General features: G+C 67.8%; 19 protein-coding genes. 12 read left to right on the top strand and 7 right to left on the bottom strand.

Features of this window, described 5'->3' with window-relative positions; genetic code table 11:
* Positions 1–384: 384 nt before the first annotated feature.
* The gene (locus H7U32_RS08785; protein ID WP_204469697.1) at positions 385–1,305 is read right to left on the bottom strand and encodes a hypothetical protein; all 921 of its coding nucleotides are present in this window, start codon (positions 1,303–1,305) and stop codon (positions 385–387) included.
* A gap of 629 nt (positions 1,306–1,934) precedes the next feature.
* Between H7U32_RS08785 and pstS the strand changes: the two genes are divergently transcribed.
* The 5 genes from pstS to murA all read left to right on the top strand — a co-directional run bounded on the left by pstS (position 1,935) and on the right by murA (position 7,589).
* Entirely contained in the window at positions 1,935–3,065 is a 1,131-nt protein-coding gene (gene pstS / locus H7U32_RS08780; protein ID WP_204469700.1) for a phosphate ABC transporter substrate-binding protein PstS, read from the top strand.
* A 169-nt stretch (positions 3,066–3,234) separates the two neighbouring features.
* Entirely contained in the window at positions 3,235–4,194 is a 960-nt protein-coding gene (pstC, locus tag H7U32_RS08775; RefSeq protein ID WP_204469696.1) for a phosphate ABC transporter permease subunit PstC, read from the top strand.
* Positions 4,191–5,204 (top strand): phosphate ABC transporter permease PstA, encoded by a 1,014-nt coding sequence (gene pstA, locus H7U32_RS08770; RefSeq protein WP_204469695.1) that lies wholly within the window; start codon positions 4,191–4,193, stop codon positions 5,202–5,204. The genes pstC and pstA overlap by 4 nt, the downstream gene beginning before the upstream one ends.
* A 50-nt stretch (positions 5,205–5,254) precedes the next feature.
* Entirely contained in the window at positions 5,255–6,034 is a 780-nt protein-coding gene (pstB, locus tag H7U32_RS08765; protein ID WP_204469694.1) for a phosphate ABC transporter ATP-binding protein PstB, read from the top strand.
* 226 nt (positions 6,035–6,260) lie between these two features.
* On the top strand, positions 6,261–7,589 hold the full coding sequence (murA, locus tag H7U32_RS08760) for a UDP-N-acetylglucosamine 1-carboxyvinyltransferase (RefSeq protein ID WP_204469693.1): 1,329 nt from the start codon (positions 6,261–6,263) through the stop codon (positions 7,587–7,589).
* Between the two features lie 225 nt (positions 7,590–7,814).
* Here the strand turns inward: murA and H7U32_RS08755 are convergent, their stop codons facing one another.
* The 3 genes from H7U32_RS08755 to H7U32_RS08745 all read right to left on the bottom strand — a co-directional run bounded on the left by H7U32_RS08755 (position 7,815) and on the right by H7U32_RS08745 (position 10,280).
* On the bottom strand, positions 7,815–8,081 hold the full coding sequence (locus tag H7U32_RS08755) for a helix-turn-helix domain-containing protein (RefSeq protein ID WP_204469692.1): 267 nt from the start codon (positions 8,079–8,081) through the stop codon (positions 7,815–7,817).
* A gap of 89 nt (positions 8,082–8,170) precedes the next feature.
* Positions 8,171–9,466 (bottom strand): MFS transporter, encoded by a 1,296-nt coding sequence (locus H7U32_RS08750; protein WP_204469691.1) that lies wholly within the window; start codon positions 9,464–9,466, stop codon positions 8,171–8,173.
* A gap of 112 nt (positions 9,467–9,578) precedes the next feature.
* Positions 9,579–10,280 carry a TetR/AcrR family transcriptional regulator gene (locus H7U32_RS08745; RefSeq protein WP_204469690.1) on the bottom strand — a complete coding sequence of 234 codons (702 nt, stop codon included), beginning with the start codon at positions 10,278–10,280 and terminating at the stop codon, positions 9,579–9,581.
* A 291-nt stretch (positions 10,281–10,571) separates the two neighbouring features.
* Here H7U32_RS08745 and H7U32_RS08740 point away from each other — a divergent pair, with 291 nt between their 5' ends.
* From H7U32_RS08740 to H7U32_RS08710, 7 genes are all read left to right on the top strand, one after another.
* A complete protein-coding gene (locus tag H7U32_RS08740) occupies positions 10,572–11,513 on the top strand; it encodes a lysophospholipid acyltransferase family protein (protein WP_204469689.1) in 942 nt (313 codons plus the stop codon).
* 33 nt (positions 11,514–11,546) lie between these two features.
* Positions 11,547–12,545, top strand: coding sequence for an NAD(P)H-dependent glycerol-3-phosphate dehydrogenase (locus tag H7U32_RS08735; RefSeq protein WP_204469688.1), 999 nt, complete (start codon positions 11,547–11,549; stop codon positions 12,543–12,545).
* A gap of 108 nt (positions 12,546–12,653) precedes the next feature.
* Positions 12,654–13,826, top strand: coding sequence for a D-alanine--D-alanine ligase family protein (locus H7U32_RS08730; RefSeq protein ID WP_204469687.1), 1,173 nt, complete (start codon positions 12,654–12,656; stop codon positions 13,824–13,826).
* A gap of 149 nt (positions 13,827–13,975) precedes the next feature.
* The gene (amrB, locus tag H7U32_RS08725) at positions 13,976–14,992 is read left to right on the top strand and encodes an AmmeMemoRadiSam system protein B (protein WP_204469686.1); all 1,017 of its coding nucleotides are present in this window, start codon (positions 13,976–13,978) and stop codon (positions 14,990–14,992) included.
* Between the two features lie 26 nt (positions 14,993–15,018).
* Positions 15,019–15,651: an AmmeMemoRadiSam system protein A gene (gene amrA, locus H7U32_RS08720; RefSeq protein WP_204469685.1), complete on the top strand. Its 633-nt coding sequence runs from the start codon at positions 15,019–15,021 to the stop codon at positions 15,649–15,651.
* Positions 15,648–16,763 carry an AmmeMemoRadiSam system radical SAM enzyme gene (gene amrS / locus H7U32_RS08715; RefSeq protein ID WP_239457649.1) on the top strand — a complete coding sequence of 372 codons (1,116 nt, stop codon included), beginning with the start codon at positions 15,648–15,650 and terminating at the stop codon, positions 16,761–16,763. Before amrA ends, amrS begins: the two co-directional genes overlap by 4 nt.
* 92 nt (positions 16,764–16,855) lie before the next feature.
* Positions 16,856–17,947 carry a CPBP family intramembrane glutamic endopeptidase gene (locus H7U32_RS08710; protein ID WP_204469684.1) on the top strand — a complete coding sequence of 364 codons (1,092 nt, stop codon included), beginning with the start codon at positions 16,856–16,858 and terminating at the stop codon, positions 17,945–17,947.
* A gap of 31 nt (positions 17,948–17,978) precedes the next feature.
* On the opposite strand, the gene H7U32_RS08705 is transcribed toward H7U32_RS08710, so the two are convergent.
* The 3 genes from H7U32_RS08705 to H7U32_RS08695 all read right to left on the bottom strand — a co-directional run bounded on the left by H7U32_RS08705 (position 17,979) and on the right by H7U32_RS08695 (position 21,315).
* The gene (locus H7U32_RS08705) at positions 17,979–18,755 is read right to left on the bottom strand and encodes a mechanosensitive ion channel family protein (protein WP_204469683.1); all 777 of its coding nucleotides are present in this window, start codon (positions 18,753–18,755) and stop codon (positions 17,979–17,981) included.
* Between the two features lie 93 nt (positions 18,756–18,848).
* Positions 18,849–20,066 (bottom strand): DUF2974 domain-containing protein, encoded by a 1,218-nt coding sequence (locus H7U32_RS08700; protein WP_204469682.1) that lies wholly within the window; start codon positions 20,064–20,066, stop codon positions 18,849–18,851.
* Positions 20,067–20,106: 40 nt separating this feature from the next.
* Positions 20,107–21,315 (bottom strand): MFS transporter, encoded by a 1,209-nt coding sequence (locus H7U32_RS08695; RefSeq protein WP_204469698.1) that lies wholly within the window; start codon positions 21,313–21,315, stop codon positions 20,107–20,109.
* Positions 21,316–21,381 lie beyond the last annotated feature (66 nt).

Here is a 21,381-nt window from a genome sequence, read left to right as displayed (position 1 = left end):
ATCCCGCCCACCCCTCCCCACACGGCAAACCGTGCTCTGCCGCCTCGCAAGAGTACGGTTTGCCGCAGTCTTACGATTCTCATGCGGCGAACCGTACTGTGGCCGCATGTAAGCGTACGGTTTGTCGCACTGAATCGACCCCCACACGGCAAACCGTACTGTGAGCATGCGCAAGCGTACGTTTTCTCGCATGGCCATGGTCCCCGTGCGGCGAACCGTACTGTGGCCGCATGTAAGCGTACGGTTTGTCGCACTGAATCGACCCCCACACGGCAAACCGTACTCTGCCGCCTCGCAAGCGTACGTTTTCTCGCATGGCTCTCGTTCTAGTGCGGCGAACCGTACTCTAACGTTCCGCAAGCGTACGGTTTGCCGTGCGGTTATTCACCTGCGGGCAGTTGCGCCGGTCCAACGACTGTCGACCATCGGCACCGATGCCTTCAACAGCTTGTCGACCACCGGCTGCACGTGGACCGCCTCGTCGTAATCCACGCGCAGAATCGTGGTGACGCCGGCGCGGCGCAATGCAGCTTCCCGCTCGCGCTCGGCATATACGGTCTGGCGGACCGTGCGGCCTCCGGTCATCTCTGTATCCGAGTACTTGGCCATGCCGTCGTACTCCAGCACAATTATTCGGCCGTCATGCAACCGCCAGAGGAAGTCAACACGGCACGTGGCGCGCGGGTTCGCGGGATCGACCAGACTCACCTGCAGCTCCGGCACCACGAACCCGTGCATGATGGCGATTCCGCGGATCAACGATTCACCGCCGTTCTCGCTGCGCGCATCCGCATAATGAAGCAGCCGCAGCACCATGCCACAATCGACGATCAATCCGTCGCATACCGCGAGCACCTCATCGCGGGTGACGCAGCCGTTGCGCAACGCCGAATCGAACAATGCCAACGCATACTCGAACGGATAGCGCAATCCGCAGTCCACCAGCGTCCGCGGCACCGTCGTCACCCGCAGTCCTGCGGCGGATACCGCCTCGACGGTCGGCATATATACATGGTCCAACGGCTGGCGTGACTCCTTGCCGTGATAGGAGGCGGACACGGCAATCGACAGTCGCCCGTTGTGCAAGCTCCATGCATGGTCCAGGCCATGCGCCGAAGCCGCTGCGAGTCCGGCGAATACCCACTGTGGATGCAGCATCGTCAGCGCTCTCGCCACATGCAGCATCCGGTCGACCGGCGTAAGCGAGCTCCAGTATTCCCTCCGCGCATACACATTGCGATAGGGATTGGCCAGCTCTCCTTCGCGCGCACGCCGGCGAAGGGCGCGACGTGTGGCGTCGTCCATGCCGCATACGCAGCGATGTTCGTTCTCTGCTCCGTCCAGAAGGCGGTTGACTCGTGGAAATGCTTTCATGCCATCGACGCTAACTGCGCGCCCATAGTCGTGTCACGCCCGCGGAACCATTGTGGTCGGATCCTCCGGTTCGGGCGTGTCGTGGCCGATACCAAAGGCTCACGCGGTGGATGGCATGCGGCAAACCGTACTCTGCCTCCTCGCAAGAGTACGGTTTGCCGCAGTCTTACGGCCCCCATGCGGCGAACCGTACTCTGACGGCTTGTAAGTGTACGGTTCGCCGCATTGAAGCCATGCCTGTGCGACAAAACGTATTCTTACGCCTCGCAAGCGTACGGTTTGCCGTATGGGTGCCGTATCTGTGCGGCGAACCGTACTGTGAGCGCGCGTGAGAGTACGGTTTGCCGTATGGATGCCGCCACATGGGCCCCGCTGCACCGGACGCAGCACCGGCCCCGGCCCCAGGCGCAAACCAAAATCCCCGGCAAAGCGTTTTCGGCAAGAGTTCACCATCCGTTCACTGAAGACGGTACTTGAACCCAGCAGAGTCCCATAGGCTTGGAGATGTCAGGAAAGAACGGAGCGCATGGCTCCGTGAACGACAAGAGGATATGAAGAACATGGTCAAGAATCTGTTTGTCCGTCGTGGCATCGCGGCGGTTTCCCTTCTGGCGATGACGGCCGCGCTGGCGGCTTGCGGTGATAACGTCTCCGCCGATTCCAGCAACAATGCTTCGTCCAACGGCTCCTCCGAGAAGATCTCCGGCGAGTTCTCCGGCGCCGGCGCCTCCTCGCAGCAGGCCGCCGTCGAGGCGCTGATCGCCGGCTACAAGAGCCTCAACCCGGACGCCACGGTCAATTACAATCCCACCGGTTCCGGTGCCGGCGTGAGCTCCTTCCTGACGGGCGCCCTCGCCTGGGCCGGCTCCGATGCCGCCCTGACCGCCGACCAGGTCGAGCAGTCCAAGAGCGTGTGCGCCAAGGGCACCGCCTTCGACGTGCCGGTGTACGTCTCCCCGATCGCGGTCGCCTTCAACCTCAAGGGCGTCTCCGACCAGGGCAAGCATGTGAACATGGACGCCTCCACGATCGCCAAGATCTTCGACGGCAAGATCACCACCTGGAACGATCAGGCCATCGCCAGCCAGAATCCGGACCTCAAGCTGCCGGCCACGCCGATCACCGTGGTCCACCGCTCCGACAAGTCCGGCACCACCGAGAACTTCCTGAGCTACGTCAAGGACGCCGCCCCGAACGACTGGCAGTACGACCTGTCCGAGAACTGGCCGAACTCCGTGGGCCAGGGCTCCAAGGGCACCTCCGGCGTCATCTCCACGATCAAGCAGGCCGACGGCACCATCGGCTACGCGGATTTCTCCCAGGTCGGTGACCTGGGCACCGTGGCCGTGAAGGTCGGCGACAGCTACAACGAGATCTCCGCCGAGGCGGGCAGCAAGGTCGTCGAGGCCTCCCCGCTGGACGAGAGCGCCAAGGGCGAAAACCGCATCGTCGTCAAGATCGACCACAACACCACCGCGGCCGGCGCCTACCCGATCGTCTTGGTCTCCTATGACATCGCCTGCCCGGCGTACAAGGACGCCAAGACCGGCCAGTTCGTCAAGTCCTGGCTGACCTACGTCACCTCCGAGCAGGGCCAGAAGGTCGCCGAGGATGCGGCCGGCTCCGCCCCGTTGCCGAGCAAGCTCGCCGACAAGATCGCCCAGTCCATCAACGCCATCGAAACCAAGTGAGCCCCGCCTCCCGCGCGGCGAGCGGTGAGTCCGCCGGAACGCGGCTCTGAACGGAACGTATGGGCGTCGGGCACTCCCATGTGCCCGGCGCCCATGCCACGTCTGGAACCCGCCATCCGCGGGAGTCATATACGATGGTCACAACGGAAACCTCAACGAAGGAGAACCCGTGAGTTCGCACAGTACGACGGCGGCGCTCACCCAGCCCGCCGGGGGCAAACGCGCCGACAAAACCTTCAAAGCCGTCGCCTACGCCTGCGGCATCCTCATCCTCGTGGTGCTGGCTGCGGTGGCGCTGTTCCTCCTGTTCCGGGCCCTGCCGCTGATCACCGGCGACCAGGCCGCGAATAGCGAGACCATTTCCAACTTCACCGGCGGCAAGTCCACCAATTTCTGGCAGTATGTGGGCCCGCTGCTGTTCGGCACCGTGCTGGTCTCGGCGCTGGCGCTGATCGTCGCGTTCTTCGTGTCGATCGGCATCGCGCTGTTCATCTCGCACTACGCGCCGCGCAAGCTCGCCACCGCGCTGAGCTACGTGGTGGACCTGCTGGCCGCCATCCCCTCCGTGATCTACGGCCTGTGGGGCGGCTTGGTGCTGGTGCCCGCCATCTTCCCGTTCTGGAACTGGGTGGCCGAGTACCTGGGTTGGATCCCGATCTTCGCCGGCCCCGCCTCGAACCCGCCGCGCACCGTGGCGACCGTGGCCGTGGTGCTCGCCGTGATGATCCTGCCGATCATCACATCGATGAGCCGCGACATCTTCCAGCAGACCCCGCGCCTGCAGGAGGAGGCGGCGCTCGCCCTGGGCGCCACCAAGTGGGAGATGATCAAGCTCGCCGTGCTGCCGTTCGGCAAGTCCGGCGTCGTGTCGGCGTCCATGCTGGGCCTGGGCCGCGCGCTGGGCGAGACGATGGCCGTGCTCATGATCCTCTCCCCGGGCATGACCTACTCGTTCAAGCTGCTGCAGGCCTCCCAAAGCCAGACCATCGCCGCGAACATCGCGGCGCAGTATCCCGAGGCGAATGACCTGGGTGTGAGCGTGCTGATCGGCACCGGCCTGGTGCTGTTCGTGATCACGTTTGTGGTCAACTACATCGCCCGCAAGATCACCGAGAAAGCGACCGCATGATGTCCGCTGCAACTTCACAGGCGCAAGGCGCCGCCATGCCGGCCGGCAACAAGGGGCCGGCCATCGACTTCGACAAGTTCCGGCCGAGCCGTTCGTTCGTCGCCGCCCGCAAGCGCAAGGACATGGCGATGCGCGTGCTCATCGTGCTCGCCTTCGTCGTCGCGCTGGTGCCGTTGATCTCCGTGCTGTGGACCACGATCGTCAACGGCGTCAAGCGGCTCAACCTCAACTTCCTGAGCTACAACATGGCCGGCGTGGTCGGCGGCAACCAGACGTCCTCCGGCGGCTACGGCGGCGTGCTGCACGCGATCATCGGCACGCTGGAGATCACGCTCGGCGCCATGGTCATCTCCATCCCGATCGGCATCATGTGCGCGGTGTATTTGGTGGAGTACGCCAACCGCAGCAAGCTGTCGCACACGATCACACTGCTCGTGGATGTGATGAGTGGCATCCCGTCCATCGTGGCCGGCCTGTTCGCGTTCTCGATGTTCGCGCTCATCGGCGGACCGGGCACCATCAACGGCTTCGAAGGCTCCGTGGCTCTGTCGCTGCTCATGATTCCGACGGTGGTCAAATCCTCCGAGGAGATGCTCAAGATCGTGCCCGCGGACCTGCGCGAGGCGTCGTACGCGCTGGGCGTGACCAAGCAGCGCACGATCACCAAGATCGTGCTGCGCACCGCGCTGCCGGGCATCGTCTCCGGCTCGATCCTGGCCATCGCCCGCGTGATCGGCGAGACCGCGCCGCTGCTCATGACCGCCGGCTACACGGCCTCCACGAACGTCAACCTGTTCTCCGGCCAGATGACCACGTTGCCGGTGTACGTGTACCAGGAGTACTCGAAGCTCAACGCCAACTGCCCGCCGCATGCGGACGCCACCTGCGTGACCACGATCCCGATGGAGCGCGCCTGGGCCGCGGCCCTGGTGCTCATCCTCGTGGTGCTCGTGCTCAACCTGATCGGCCGCTTGGTGGCCAAGGTGTTCGCGGTGAAAACCGAACGCTAGCGGCACGCGACGACGGAACAGACGCAATACAGTAAGGAAACGGAAACGACATGGGACAGCGCATCGATGTCAAGAACCTCAACATCTACTACGGCGACTTCCTGGCCGTCGAGGACGTGAACCTCGACATTGAGCCGAACAAGGTCACCGCGTTCATCGGCCCCTCCGGCTGCGGCAAGTCGACCGTGCTGCGCACGCTCGACCGCATGCACGAGATCATCCCCGGCGCCCACTGCACCGGCGAGGTGCTGCTCGAGGGCAAGAACCTCTACGACAAGGACGTGGACCCGGTGTCCGTGCGCCGCGACGTGGGCATGGTGTTCCAGCGCGCGAACCCGTTCCCCACGATGTCCATCCGTGAGAACGTGCTCGCCGGCGTGCGCCTGAACAACCGCAAGATCTCCAAGTCCGACGCGGACGACCTGGTCGAGTGGGCCCTGCGCGGCGCCAACCTGTGGGAGGAGGTCAAGGACCGCCTCGACAACCCGGGCGTGGGCCTCTCGGGCGGCCAGCAGCAGCGCCTGTGCATCGCGCGCGCCGTGGCCGTGCACCCGCAGGTGCTGCTCATGGACGAGCCGTGCTCCGCGCTCGACCCGATTTCCACGCTGGCGGTCGAGGACCTCATCAACGAGCTGAAGAACGACTACACGATCGTGATCGTGACGCACAACATGCAGCAGGCGGCCCGCATCGCCGATTACACGGCCTTCTTCAACCTCAAGGCTGTCGGCCAGCCCGGCCACCTGGAGTACTTCGCGGACACGACCACGATGTTCAACAATCCGCAGAACGCCGAGGCCGAGCGTTACGTCTCCGGCCGCTTCGGCTGATTGTCAGCCGGTCGTCTGCTTGTCGGCGACCGGCTGCCGGACCGCCAGGCCCGCCGCGAAGGCACCGCTCCCCACGGGGCGGTGCCTTCGCGCGTTTCCGTGCTTGCCGCAGGCGAATTTCACGAGGCGGGCACATGGGTTATGGCACACTGGTGCATAGTGTTTTCGAGAACCCGACGCCCGGGCGGACCAGGCGATGCATCGGGAACGAAGAAAGAGAGCGATTGTGGCCGAGAACCCCGAGAACGACGTCTTGCATGTGGTTGGTGGCAAGCCGTTGAACGGCACCATCAAAGTGCGCGGCGCAAAGAACTTCGTGAGCAAAGCGATGGTCGCGGCGCTCCTGACTCCGGGCACCTCCGTGCTCAAGAACGTGCCGGAGATCCGCGACGTGCACGTCGTCTCCGACCTGCTGCGCCTGCATGGCGTGAACGTGGACGTCAACGGCGAGAAGGGCATCGTCACCATCGACGCCTCCCATGTGGAGATGCCGAGCGTGGCCGACGTCGACACGCTCGCCGGCTCCAGCCGTATCCCGATCCTCTTCTCCGGCCCGCTGCTGCACCGCCTGGGGGAGGCCTTCATCCCCGCGCTCGGCGGATGCAACATCGGCGGCCGTCCCATCGACTTCCATCTGGAGACGCTGCGCAAGCTCGGCGCCACCGTCGACAAGGAACACAAGGACGGCATCCACATCACCGCTCCCAACGGGCTCAAGGGCGCCAAGATCCACCTGCCGTACCCGTCCGTCGGCGCCACCGAGCAGACGCTGCTCGCCGCCGTGCTGGCCGAGGGCAAAACCGAGCTGTCCGGCGCGGCCACCGAGCCGGAAATCATGGACCTGGTCGCCGTGCTGCAGAAGATGGGCGCGGTCATCTCCGTGGATGTGGACCGCACCTTCCGCATCGAGGGCGTCAAGGAGCTCAAGGGCTACACCCACACCTCGCTCACCGACCGCATCGAGGCGGCCAGCTGGGCTTCGGCGGCGCTGGCCACTCACGGCGACATCTTCGTCAAGGGTGCCACCCAGCCGGAGATGATGACCTTCCTCAACGTGTTCCGCAAGGTCGGCGGCGAGTTCGACATCACCGATAAGGGCATCCGTTTCTGGCATCCGGGCGGCGATCTCAAGCCCGTGGCCATCGAGACCGACGTGCACCCCGGCTTCATGACCGACTGGCAGCAGCCGCTCGTCGTGGCCCTCACCCAGGCCAAGGGCCTGTCGATCGTGCACGAGACCGTGTATGAGAATCGCTTCGGCTTCACCAAGCCGCTGGTGGAGATGGGCGCCACGATCCAGCTGTACCGCGAGTGCCTCGGCTCGCTGCTGTGCCGCTTCCAGCAGCGCAACTACAAGCATTCGGCCGTGATCTTCGGCCCCACGCCGTTGACGGGCCGTGACATCGACGTGCCGGACCTGCGCGGTGGGTTCTCGCATCTCATCGCCGCGCTGGCCGCCTCCGGGCCGTCCAACGTGCATGGCATCTCGCTGATTGACCGCGGCTACGCGGACTTCCGCGGCAAGCTCAGCCAGCTCGGCGCCGACTTCGACTGAGCCGGCTTGGCGGCGGCTGGTGGCTGGTGGCTGGCGTCCAGTTTGGCTCCCCGTGGGTAGCGGATCTGGACGTTAGGCCCTTGCCAGCGTCCATTTTGGCTCCCTAGGGGTAGCCGATTTAGTCGCCGAAGCGGCGTGACGGCGGCATCGTGCGCGGCGAGTACTGCTAGTTAGGCTGTGCGCACATGGCCAGCGCCGAGCACAGCGGCAACATGACCTTGCCGGTCATGCCGGCCTGCCTTCGGGGGAGGAGGGCTCGGCGGCGAGCCGGTCGATTGTCACGGTCTGCCGTACGTCGAGAGACAGGCCGAGCAGATGCAGCGCATGCAGGATGGTCGCGAAACCGGGATTGTCGACCTTGCCGTTTTCAAATTCGATGAGCCAGCGGCGGGACACGCCCAGACGATTCGCGAAGGCATGCTGGGTCAATCCGAGCGCGCGCCTGCGCTGGCGGATGAGCTGTGCATAGCCCCTCACCGAATCAACGATCATATGCAAAAGATATCACCAACATAGGCGATGTGCAAAATATTGCTCTTTGCTGGCTGTGGTGCAGTATTGTTCACATGTCATGGCAGGGCTCACTGCGCGAAGCGACGCGACAGCGGCACCGTGAGCGCGGTGAACACCGCCAGGCAGGCTGCGGAGGCCAGCAGCACCGCGGCGACGGGGAACAGGCCGTACGCCCAGCCGTAGAGCATCTGCCCGACCGGCTGTGCGCACATGGCCATCGCCGAGCAGATTGACATGACCTTGCCGGTCATCGCCTCCGGCGTGGACATCTGGATTGCCGGAATGATGATGAGGTTCGCGAAGGAGGCGGCGACGATCGCGCCGCATTCGAAGGCCACGAGCACCACGAGTTTCGCCCACGCGCCGACCGGCAGCAGGAACGTCACGCCCTGCGGCACCAGCATGAGGGCGATGGCCGCCAGACTGACAGGCAGATGCCTCATGGCCAGATGCGCGGCGAAGGCTCCGGCCGCGAACGCGCCCATCACGCCGGCCACGCCCACGAGGCCGTCGGACACGCCGTACACGGTGGCGTTGAAGCCGAGCACCGTGCGGATGGTGTACGGGAAACCCACGCCCGAGGTGCCGACGGTGCACAGGTTGAGCAGAGCCGCCACAAGCATGAGCCGGAACACGGCAGGCCGTTCGCGCACCAGGAAGCGCATGCCGGCGCGGAGATCCTCCAGCGGCGTGGGCATGTGCCCATCGACCATCGAGGCGGAGCGGTCGGGCGCGGCCAGCCGGATGAAGCATTCGAGCCCGGCGGCCAGCACGAAGCTGACGATGGTGATGGCCAGCATGGGGCGGATGCCGAGCATCGCGTAGATCACGCCGCCCAGGAAGCTGGGCAGCAGGGTGCTCAGCTGCTGGGTCTGGTTGACCACGGCCATCGCGCGGCGCATCGTCGCTTGGCCATGTTCGCGGAACATCTGCGGCAGCGCGGCCTGCACGGTGGGTGTCTCGAAGGCACCGAGCACGGCGAGCAGCACCTGCATGACGGCGATGACCGCGATTTGGAAGCCAAAGCCGGCGAACACGAGCGCGCAGACGAGCACGAGCAGTCCGGAGAGCGCGTCGAGCGCCACCATGACCGTGCGACGGTTCATGCGGTCGGCCAGCACGCCGCCGAACGGCGACAGCAGGATCGTCGGGATGACGGACACGGCCAGGATGCTCGCGAAGACGGTGGCCGAGCCGGTCTCGTCGAGCACCCACATCGACATCGCGAAGCGCAGCATCATATTGCCGAACAGTGAGATGCCCTGCCCGGCCACGAGCAGCAGGAAGTCCCGTGTCATCAGCGGGGAGCGCGTGCGGGTGGCGGAAGGGGCGTCCGTGGATTGATGGCTGTGAGTGCGGTTCATGATACCGTTCCTTTCATCAGTTGATACCGACCAACGGTATTAAAAAATGGGTGAAAACCCCGGCAAGGTGGGATGGGGGTGTTCCGGACGTGCGGGGAATGCCGGGGTGGTGTCAGGGCGTGGGAATGACTCCGGTCCCGGCAGCCGGGGCTCCCTCCGCGCCGCCGTCCAGGCCGTTGTAGGCCGCCAGGGTGTCGGTCATCTGGGCGACGAGTTCGTCGTCCAGGACGGGGGCGCCGAGCGCGGTGAACATGGTGGCCATGCATTCGAGGCGATGCCTCAGCTGCGCGCGGGCGGCGGGGAAGTAGCGGGTGATCGTCCAGTAGTTGAGCAGCAAGCCCATGAGGTCGGCCAGCTCGCGGGGATAGGCGGTGGGAATGGACCCGTCCGCGACGCCTTCCTCGATGACCGGGAGGAACATCTTGGGGACCTTGGCCGACCATACGTGGATGTTCTCGGCGAAGGTGATCGGGTCGTCCAGCTGGGGGGTCAGGCTCGCGATAAGCCGCATATGCGCCGTGTTCTCGGTGCTCCAGCGGAGCGTCTCGCGCAGCTTGGCCATGCCGTCGAGGTCGTCGCGCGCGGCGATGGTGCGCCGGGCCTGCTCCTGGGCGGCGTTGTCCCGTTGGGAGATGGCCTCGAGGATCGCCTTCTTGGAGGGGAAGTGGTGGTAGATGGCCCCTTTGGAAAGATTACCGAGCCGGTCGACGATGTCCTGGATCGAGGTGTGCTCGTAGCCGCGTTCGTCGAACAGTTCCTGCGCGGCGTCGAGGATGCGCCGCCGCGTCCTCTCGGGATGTGCGTTGCGCGCCATGGGCATCTCCTTTCCTTGGCTGACCCCAGTATACATACCGTCGGTCGGTATTGGCAAGAATGGGTGATTCCTGGTTCACACAATACGAGGCGCGCAACGTGTGAACCGGAAACGAACACATCCTCACATCGTCTCAGCGTCGCAACCCGCGGAATTCCGGGATTATCGCGAATCGGCCGGCGGAATCGCACATGGCAGCCAGTTCACATGATGAGGAGCGCGCAACGTGTGAACCGGACTGCGGCCCCGCCACCGCCCACACGTCACCCGCCCCCCATAGCATGAGGAGGCATGGCATCCAAAGGAAAACCCTCGCCACGCTCGGCCGTCCGGCCGCTGTCCGACGGGCAGGTCGCGCGCCTGGCCCAGCGCCATCGCCTGGTGGACCCGACCCGCTATTACCCCACCGGCCCGCGCACGCCCAACACGGCGGAGATCGAGGCCCAGAATCCCAAGGCCACCGAGCGTTTGCTCGAAGGCGTGTCCATTGTGCTGCGCAACCGCAGCAAGGTGCGCGCCTGGGGCCTGGAGCATGTGCCGGAGACCGGCCCGTTCATCACCGCCGCCAGCCACGTGACCATGTATGACGTCTTCGTGCCGATGATGAGCCTGTTCCACATGGGCCGCCGCCCCCGCTACATGGCCAAGGCCGAGATGGCCCACTGGCCGCTCATCGGCAAATGGTTCCAGCTCGTGGGCATGCAGCCGGTGGAGCGCCACTCCGGCAAGGCCAAGGCCATCGAGGAGACCAGCGTGGGCATCCTCACCTCCGGTCGTCCGCTCACCCTCTGGCCCGAGGGCACCGTCACCCGCGACCCGCAGAAATGGGTGATGAGCATCAAGGAGGGCGTCGGCTACATCGCCTTGGAAGCCTCCCGCCGCCTGGGCCGCCAGGTGCCGCTGTTCTGCGCGGTGACCTGGGGCGCCGGCTCGATCAACCAGTGGTGGCCCTGGCCCCGCCGCAACGTGGTGATGTGCTACGACGACCGCCTCGACTACGCCGACCTGCTCGAAGGCTGCGAGTCATGGGGCGAGGAACCCCCGGCCGACTTGGTCGACGAGCTGACGGACCGCGTGTTCCGCCGCATGAACGCCGTGATGGAGGAGATCCGCGGCGAACGCTTCCCCGAGGCCGGCATGTGGGACTACCGCACGATGAGACGCCGGCCCGTCGGCGACATCCACGCCGCCGACCGCTTCGTCCGCCCCGCCGATGCCGCGCATGTCGGGTAACGTACAACAGGACATCCAACCAAAGGAGACGAGATGACGAATGTGACCGTGCTGGGTGCCGGTGCCTGGGGCACCGCCTTCGGTCAGGTGCTGGCCGACGCCGGCAATCATGTGACGATGTGGGCCATCGAACCCGAGATCGTGGAGTCCATCCGCGACCGCCACGTCAACGAGGTGCGTCTGCCCTCCGTGGAACGTCTGCCGGAGAACATGACTGCCACCGGCGACCGTGCCGAGGCCGTGCGCGACGCCGAGATCATCATCGTGGCCATCGCCGCGCAGTTCGCCCGCGTCGCGCTCGAGGAGTTCCGCGGCTTGATCCCGGACCACGCCGTGGTCGTCAGCCTCATGAAGGGCATCGAACGCGGCACCGGCAAGCGCATGGACGAGGTGGTCAAGGAGGCGCTCGAACTGCCCGACGGCCGCTTCGCCGCACTCTCCGGCCCGAACCTGAGCAAGGAGGTCGCCGCCCGCATGCCCGCTGCCGCCGTGATCGCCGCCTGCGACCCGGCCGTCGCCCGCCAGGTGGCCGCCGCCTGCCAGACCGCCTACTTCAAGCCCTTCACCTCCAACGACGTGACCGGCGTGGAGATGTGCGGCTCGATGAAGAACGTCGTCGCGCTCGCCGTCGGCATGTCCCGCGGCGCCGGCTACGGGGAGAACACCGCCGCGATGATCGAGACCCGCGGCCTGGCGGAACTGCGCAACCTCGGCATCGCATGCGGCGCCAAGGCGGACACCTTCGGCGGCCTGGCCGGCTTCGGCGACCTGGTCGCCACCTGCGGCTCCCCGCTGAGCCGCAATTACACTTTCGGCTTCAACCTCGGCAAGGGCATGAGCGTCGAGGAGGCGACCAAGGTGAGCAACGGCGTGGCCGAGGGCGTGCCCACCGCCACCGCCGTGCTCGCGCTCGCCAAGGAGGTCGGGGTGCCGGTGCCGCTGGCCCAGGCCGTCAGCCATGTGATCAACGACGGCATCAGCTTCGACCAGATGATGGCCGAGCTGTTCGGCGAGGACATCACCGAGGAGTGACCCGCCGCCGGGCGGCCCGTTCCGCCGCCCGGCGGTAGGCTGGGGACGGCAAGGAGGTGGCCGGGCGGATTCCGGCCGCCGTCATACGGAAGTGAGGGCATCGAGGACATGGCCAAGAAGCGCATCGTGGTGTTGTACGGCGGCAGGGCCGACGAGCATCCCATCTCCTGCGTCTCCGTCGCAGGCGTGTTGAAGGCGATGGACACGGAGCGGTTCGAGCCGATTCCGGTCGGCATCACCAAGGCCGGCCAGTGGATCGTGGGCGGCGAGGACCCGCGCAGCTGGGACCTGACGGGCGAGTCCCTGCCCGAGGTGACGGTGACGCCCGGGGCGCGCCCCGTCATCCTCGACATGGCCCGCGGCGCCGACGGCTTCCTCGTCGGCGACCACGCCGACCTCGAGCCCGGAGCCACGCCGTCCGCCGCCAGCGGCAGCCTCGACTCCCTCGGCCACATCGACGCGGTGCTGCCGGTGCTCCACGGCCCCTACGGCGAGGACGGCACCGTGCAAGGCCTGCTCGAGATGATGGGCGTGCCGTACGTGGGCTGCGGCGTGTTCGCCTCCGCCGCCTGCATGGACAAGCATTTCACGAAGATCCTGCTCACCGCCGCCGGCATCCCGGTGGCCCCCGGCATCACGCTGGACGCCCGCGACTACGACGCGTCCGGCGAATTCGCCGCCGACGGCCCGTCCATCCTCGCCCAGGTGGAGGCCGCGGGCCTCAAGTACCCGCTGTTCGTCAAGCCGTCGCGCGCCGGCTCCAGCTTCGGCGTGACCAAGGTGGAGCATGAGGGCGACGCGGCCGAGCTGGCCGCCGCCGTGTTCGAAGCCTCCCACCACGACTGGCGCGTGCTCGTCGAGCAGGGCATCGACGCGCGCGAGGTGGAGTGCGCGGTGCTCGCCGCCCGCCCCGGCGACAAGCCGATGGTGAGCCTGCCCGGCGAGATCGTGCTCGACCGCCCGGACGACGACCAGTTCTACGACTTCGACTCCAAGTACACCGACGCCTCCGCCTCCCACGTGGAGGTGCCCGCCCACCTGCCCGCCGACGTGCTCGAGCATGTGCGTGAGGTGGCCGCCCGCGCCTTCGTGGCTGTGGACGGCACCGGCCTGAGCCGTGTCGACTCCTTCGTGACCGCCGACGGCGAGGTGATGGTCAACGAGATCAACACGATGCCCGGATTCACGCCGATCTCCATGTACCCCAAGGCCTGGCAGGCCAGCGGCATCGGCTACACCGAGCTCATCACCCGCCTCATCGACGGCATGCTGCCCCGCTGACGGCGGTCTGGTCGCGCCCGGCCCAGCCCGGCCGGGCCCGGGCCGGCCCGCCCTCCGCATACGCCCCTGCGCGGCGGGCCGGACGCGACTAGAGTGGGAACCGGTGGGACCACACGGACGTGGACCCGACAGGTGAAGGGGCGATGACCATGACGACTTCGACGACCACCGGAACCGGGCGGCGGCCCGGATACACCAATGTGCGCCCGCCGGCGGTGGCGGGCGCGTTCTACCCCGCCGACCCGGACGAGCTGGCGGCGACGATCGACCGCCAGCTCGACTACGCGCGCAAGCTGCTGGCCGGCTCCGCCACCGCGCTCATCCGCCACCGGGCCGACGCCTTCCCCGACTCCGCCGACGTGGTGGACGCGGCGGCTGGCCAAGGCGTCGCCGGTCCGACGCCCACCTCCTGGCCGAAGGCCATCATCGTGCCCCATGCCGGCTATGTGTACTCCGGCACCACCGCGGCGCTCGCCTACGCGCTGCTGGCGCGCGGCAAGGGCACCGTCACCCGCGCCGTCATCGTGGGCCCGACGCACCGCATCGGCGTGCGCGGCGTGGCGATGGGCACCGCCGACGCCTGGCTCACCCCCCTGGGCACCGTGCCGGTGGACGTGGACGCCGAGCAGGCTGTGTGGGGGAGCCCGTCGAGGCCGGCCTCGCTTATCGTCAACGACCCCACCCACCGCGACGAGCACGCCGTGGAGGTGCAGGTGCCGTTCCTGCAGCGCGTGCTGGGCGAGGACCTGCGGATCGTGCCGATGAACGCCGGCACCGTCGCGCCCGGCGGCTGCGGCGACGTGCTCCGCGCGTTCTGGGGCGGCCCGGAGACCGTCGTCGTCATCAGCTCCGACCTCTCCCACTACCATCCGCACGCCGAGGCCCGCGCGATCGACGACGACACCATCGCCGCCATCAACACGCTCGCCGTGCCCATCGACTCCTTCCGCGCCTGCGGCGCCAGCCCGGTCAACGGCCTGCTCGATGTGCTCGGCCACGCGGCCGCCGGCGGCCTGCGCCTGCAGCACCTGGGCTGCGCCACCTCCGGCGACGACGGCGTGGTCACGCTCGCCGGCGGCACCCGTCCGCCGATGCGCGACCCGTTCGAACCGGTGGTCGGCTACTCCTCCTGGGCCGTGTGGGAACGCCCCGCGGCCGGGCGCTGAGCCGCGGCTCGGCGGAAAGGAGCGCGATGATGACGACGGAACAGCACCGCCGGCCGGCGGTCGGCCCGGAGGACGGCGCCGTGCTGCTGGCGCTGGCGCGGGCCTCGCTGGCCTCATACCTGGGACTGCCTGTGAAACAGTCCGTGGAACAAATCCTCGCGGCGCATCCGTGGCTCGCCCGGCGCGGCGCGAGCTTCGTGACGCTCACCCAGCACGGCGACCTGCGCGGCTGCATCGGCACGCTGGAGGCGTACCGGCCGCTCGGCGAGGACGTGGCCGCGCACGCGGTCGACGCGGCTGTGCGCGACCCGCGCTTTAGGCCGGTCACCGCGCGCGACTATCCGACGCTGGACGTCGAGGTCTCCGTGCTCGGCGACCCCGAGCCGATGGCGGCGGCCACGCGCGCCCAGCTCGAACGCGAGCTCAGGCCGGGGCGGGACGGGCTCATCCTCGCCGACGCCGCCGGCTGGCACCGCGCCACCTTCCTGCCGCAGGTGTGGGAGCAGCTGCCCGACCCCCGCGACTTCGTCGCCCACCTGCTCGCCAAAGCCGGCCTGCCCGCGTCGATGGACTGGACGGCGGGGGAGATCGTCGCCGAACGCTACGGCGTCACCGCCTTCGCCGACCACGCCGGGCAGACCCCGGGAAGGGAGCCATGATGGGCTGGCATCCGACGGGCGGCGCGCCCGCGCCCGATACGGCACGCGGCATCGACCCCAGGGCCGTGGGCCGCTGGCAGCATCCGGTGGCGGGCGACCCGAAGGGGCGCGTGCAATGCGACCTGTGCCCGCGGGCCTGCCGGCTGGCGGAAGGCCAGCGCGGCTTCTGCTTCGTGCGGGCGAACCACGGCGGGCGCATCGTGCTCGACACCTACGGACGCTCCAGCGGCTTCGCGGTGGATCCGGTGGAGAAGAAACCGCTCAACCACTTCCACCCCGGCTCCGCGGTGCTGAGCTTCGGCACCGCCGGCTGCAACTCGGCGTGCCGCTTCTGCCAGAACTGGGACCTGTCGCGGGCGCGCGACTGGGACCGGCTCGGCGTGGAGGCGCCGCCTGAACGGATCGCCCAGGTGGCCGCCGCGCGCGGCATCCCCTCCGTGGCGTTCACCTACAACGACCCCATCGTGTTCGCCGAATACGCGATCGACACGGCCGCCGCCTGCCGCGAGCTCGGCATCCACCCCATCGCCGTGACCGCCGGATATATGGCCGCCTGCGCCAGGCCGGAGTTCTATGCGGCGATGGACGCGGCCAACATCGACCTCAAGGGCTTCACCGAGGACTTCTACTGGAAGGTCACCGGCACGCATCTTGCGGACGTGCTCGCCACCATCGACTACGCGGTGAACGAGGCGCGCACGCCCGACGGGCGGCATGTGTGGGTGGAGCTGACCACGCTGCTCATCCCCGGCCACAATGACGACGAGGTGCAGCTGCACGCCGAATGCGCGTGGATCCGCGAGCATTGCGGGCCGGACGTGCCGCTGCACTTCAGCGCCTTCCACCCGGATTGGAAGATGCGCGACGTGCCGCCCACCCCGCTGGGCACCCTGGTCAAGGCGCGGCGCATCGCGATGGAGGAGGGGCTGCGCTACGTGTACACCGGCAACGTGCACCACCGCGAGGGCGACGCCACCGTCTGCCCGGGCTGCGGCGAGGTCCTCATCCAACGCGACTGGTACCGGATCGAATCCGACCGGATCGTGGTCGACCCCGCCACCGGCGAGGGCCGCTGCCCCGCCTGCGGCACGGCCATCGCCGGCCGCTGGTAGGGGAGTGCGATTGGCCGGGGCTGGTTATGAGTAGGGGATGGCCATGGGCGATGCTGTGGCGGCGCGGGCGGTGCGTGCCCTACAGTGGAGGCATGACGAACGCGATGATGCCCCAGCCCACTCCGGGGCCGCAGTCTGGCCCGGAATCCCAGCCCGCACCGGCCGCCCAGCCGCAGGTGCCCGTCCACCCGGCCGAGGCCCCGCTCAAGGTGGCGCGGCGGCGGTTCTCGACGGTCGGGATGGCGTTGGTCATCGCGCTGCTGTTCTTCATGGGACTGTCCGTGCTCGCCTCCGGCGTGCTTCTGGCGGTGTTCCCGGACGGCAACATCCCCGGCTGGCTGATGTGGGCCGTCAACGACCTGACGGTCTACGGCATCGCCTTGCCGCTCGGCTTCTTGGCGCTCAGCCGTGTGCCCGCCCTGCCCACGCGCCGCTTCGCGCTCGGCGCGGGCGAGTGGTTCGCGCTGTTCGCGATGTGCATGCCGATCATGTACGCCGGCAACCTCATCGGCATCGTGCTTTCCGCGCTGTTCTCCGGCGGCTCCTCCTCCAACCGGCTGGTCGACTCCCTCGCCGTCAGCGACCCCTGGTCTGTGCTTGTGTTCATGGTTATCATCGGGCCGATCGCCGAGGAATGGTTCTTCCGCAAGCAGATCATCGACCGCACGCGCATCTACGGCGAGAAAACCGCGATGCTGCTCTCCGCGCTCGTCTTCGCGCTGTTCCACGGCAACCTCTACCAGTTCTTCTACGCCTTCGGCCTCGGCCTCATGTTCGCCTACATGTACCTGCGCACGAGCCGCCTGCGCTACTCGGTGGCGCTGCATATGGTCATCAACGCCATGGGTTCCCTGGTGCCCACGCTGCTCATGCGGCTGCTGGGCGGTTCGACCGGTGACGTCGAAGCCCAGCTCCAGAAGCTCTCCGGCATGGGCGAGGCCGAGGCGATGCGGGCCATCGGCCCCGGCCTGGCCGCGTTGTCGGCCTACGGCATGCTGCTGCTGACGCTGATCATCGTCGGCATCGTGCTGCTCATCGTGCGCCGCAAGCGCTTCGAGTTCTACACCGCGCCGTGGGAGCTGCCGAAGGGACTGGTCGGCCGCGCCGTCTACTCCACCCCCGGCATCGTCACCTACCTCGTGCTCGCCGGAGCGATCACCATCGCCGCGGTGTTCCTCGGCTGATCGTGGCCGACCGGCCTGGCCGGTCGCCGGCTCAGTGCGGCATCTCGGCGAGCCAGTCGGCACCGGCGATGGCGCGGGTGGCGCGGTCCTGGATCACGCCGAGGAACAGACCGGGCTTCGCGGTGAGCACGATCTCACCGGCCAGTCCGAAGGCGGTGGCGCCGGTGAAGCGCACGACGGGCTCCGCGCCCTCGGCCTGCAGGTCGGCGACGGCCGGCGCCACGGCCGCGACGATGGCCTCGGTCACCTGGTCCGGGTCGCTGCCGGGGCGCGCGGTGAACGGCACCTTCGCGCATCCCTCGCTGCCGGGCGTGAGCCGCTCCAGCTGCGCGGTGTTGAGCTGCGAGTTCGGGATGACCATCTCGTTGCCGCCGCGCTCCTCCACCACGGTCTGACGCCAGGTGATGTCCTTGACCACGCCGGTCGTGCCCGCGATGGACACCAGGTCGCCCGGCTGGATGACCTTGCCGAGCATAAGCTGGAAGCCGCCGATCACATTGGCGATGGTGTCCTTGAGACCGAGGGACAGCGCCACGCCGCCGACGCCAAGCGCGGTGACGATGGTGCTCGGGTTGATGCCGAACACCGGCTGCAGCACCAGCGCCAACGCCAGGCACCAGATGATCACGCGCGCGATGTTCACGAAAATCGATGCGCTGGGGATCTCCGACCGGTCGAGCGCCGCGCGCAGCCCCTTCGCCACCACGCGCACGACCACGCATGCCACCGCCAGAACCACGACCAACCACACGATGCGGCCCACGTTGGCTGCCAGCCACGCGCCACATGCCTGCAACACTTCGTCCATGCGCTCCATCCTAACGTGCCGCCCGCGCAGCGCCTTCGCCCGGGCCCGGCCCGTCCTGGCACGGCTGTCCCATCCCAGCCCAGCCGGCGCGGCTTAGCGCACCACCGCCTTGCTGCGCGCCGTGGCCGCCTTGACCAGAATGGCCAGCGCCTCGCCGATATGCTTGCGCTCGTCGGAGGTGAGCCCCGCCACCGCGCCGAGCATCGCCGGAATGGACGCCGGCAGCTGCGCGGTCAATTCGGCGAAGCTGGTCGCGCCGGTCGCACCGAGCACCGAGAACAGCGCGTCCACCGCATGCTCGCATTCGCCGGCCGGCAGCGCCTTGAGCCAGTCGTTGAGCGACTTGTTGAACTGCTGGGAGCTGGGGTTGAGCCCGTAGCAGCGCACGAATCGGTCGCCCTCCACCTGCCAGGAGAACGCGAAATGCTGCATGATGCCACCCGCGTCGGATTTGACCACCACGCAGGTCTCCGGCATCTCCAGCAGCATACCGACGATGGAGGAGTCGGGCATGATCTTGACCACCAGCGGCAGCACGCGGCGGTACGCCTCCCCGACCACCACCGACTCCGGGAAGCCGGGGCCGTCCAGCGAGTAGATGCGGCGGATGCGCCCCCGGGTCGCGTTGTCGGCCATCATCGCCGCATAGACGGCCAGATTGCCGCCCTTGGAATGGCCGGTGAGGATCATCGGCGCGCCCGGCCACAGCCGCGCCACCCGCGCCACGTAGTCGGCGGCGGCCTCCTGCGCCGGCACCGGGTAGCGGAAGGCCATGTTGAAATCCTCCTTCCATCCGACGAGCGAATCGTCGGTGCCGCGGAAGGCGATGACCAGCGTGCCGTCGGGCAGGCCGTAGGTGATGGCCGCGAACTGCGTCTGCTCGTCCTCGTCCAGCCGCTCGGCGAACGCACCCACGGTGACGGCGGAGAAGCGGGGGTTGTGCGCGGCGGCCTGGTGGAAGTCGTGGATCGTGGCCGGGGCCACGAAGTGCAGCGCATGGACCGGATGCGGGGCGTCGTCGTCGGCGTGGCCGGGGTCGCCGTGCAGCGCCGTGTCCACGTCGGGCAGGGTGACGGACGGGCGCGGGGCGGCGCGCAGCAGCCGCGCCGCGCGCAGGGGGTGGCGCAGGCTGGCGTGCCGCAGACGGCGGCCCGGCGTGCCGTAATCCGCCTCCAAACCGGCCAGGGTGGGCACGGAATCCGGCACGTCCTCGTACGACAGCTCGGCCATGACCAGCGCGTCCACCTCGCCGAACGGCAGGCTGTCGAATCCGCGCGTCTCCCCGCGCGCGTAGTCCGCGATGTTGCCCATCCCGCCTCCTTGAACCTCCCCCCATTGTAAGGGAGGCCGGTCAGGCCCGGTCGGGGTCGCGCTGCAGGAACAGGAAGACGAACGCGACGGCCAGCAGCACCGCGATGGACAGCACGCCGAGCGAGGCGTCGCCGGTGATCGTGGTCGTGGTGGCCACCAGGAAGGTGCCGAGCACGGAGGCGGTTTTGCCGAAGATGTCGTAGAAGCCGTAGTACTCGTTGGCGCGCTCCTTGGGGATCAGGCGGCCGTAGTAGGAGCGGGAGAGCGCCTGGATGCCGCCCTGGAACATGCCCACGAGCACCGCCAGCACCCAGAACTGCGCCTCGGTGCGCAGGAAGAACGCGGCGAAGAACACGATGCACAGGTACGTCACCACCGCGGCCTGGATCATGCGCTTGGCGCCGAAGCGGCCGGCCAGCCGCCCGTAGGCGATCGCGCAGGGGAAGGCCACGAACTGCGTGACCAGCAGCGCGATGACCAGCTGCGTGGAGTCCAGGCCCAGCTGCGTGCCGTAGGAGGTGCTCATCGAGATGACCGTGTTCACCGCGTCGATGTAGAAGAAGAACGCGATCATGAACATCCACAGCGGCTTGTTGCCGCGGATTGCGCGGAAGGTGCCCGCCAGCTCGGCGAAGGTGCCGCGCACGGCCGCGCGCAGCTCGCCGCGGCGCGCACGGAAATGCCGCTGCCGGTAGCTGGTGATGAGCGGCACCGTGAACGCCACCCACCAGGCGGCCGTGATGAGGAAGCTCAGCCGCGTGCACAGCGCCGTGTCCAGGCCGAGCGCGGCCGGCCCGCCGAAGATCAGCGCGATGCACACGAGGAACGGCACCGTGGAGCCGATGTAGCCCCAGGCGTAGCCGTGCGAGGAGACCTTGTCCATGCGCTCGTTGGGCGCGGTGTCCACGAGCATCGAGTCGTAGAACGTGAGCGAGCCGTTCAATCCGATGGTCGCCAGCACATAGACGACAAGGAACGGCAGCCACGTCAGCGGCAGCGCCATCGCGCAGCACATCACCGCGCCGGTGCCGAAGAAGCCGAGGAAGAAACGGATTTTCATGCCCTCCACGTCGGCCATGGAGCCGAGCACCGGCATAAGCACCGCGATGACCAGCGAGGCGATGGTCTGCGCATAGCCCCAGGTGGACACGATGTCGTCGCAGCCCGATGCCTCGAGCAGCGAGTTCGCGTAGATCGGCACCACGGCGGTGCTCAGCAGCACGAATGCCGAGTTGCCTACGTCGTACATGATCCACCGCTTCTCGCGTGCGGTGAGGCGGGTGGTGGGGGTGGCCGGGACGGCTGAGGCTGCTGG

Source organism: Bifidobacterium pullorum subsp. saeculare (genome assembly GCF_016899725.1).
Lineage (GTDB): Bacteria > Actinomycetota > Actinomycetes > Actinomycetales > Bifidobacteriaceae > Bifidobacterium > Bifidobacterium pullorum_C.
Note: the sequence above shows the minus strand (reverse complement) of the source record. Positions and strands in the feature narration are given on the sequence as shown.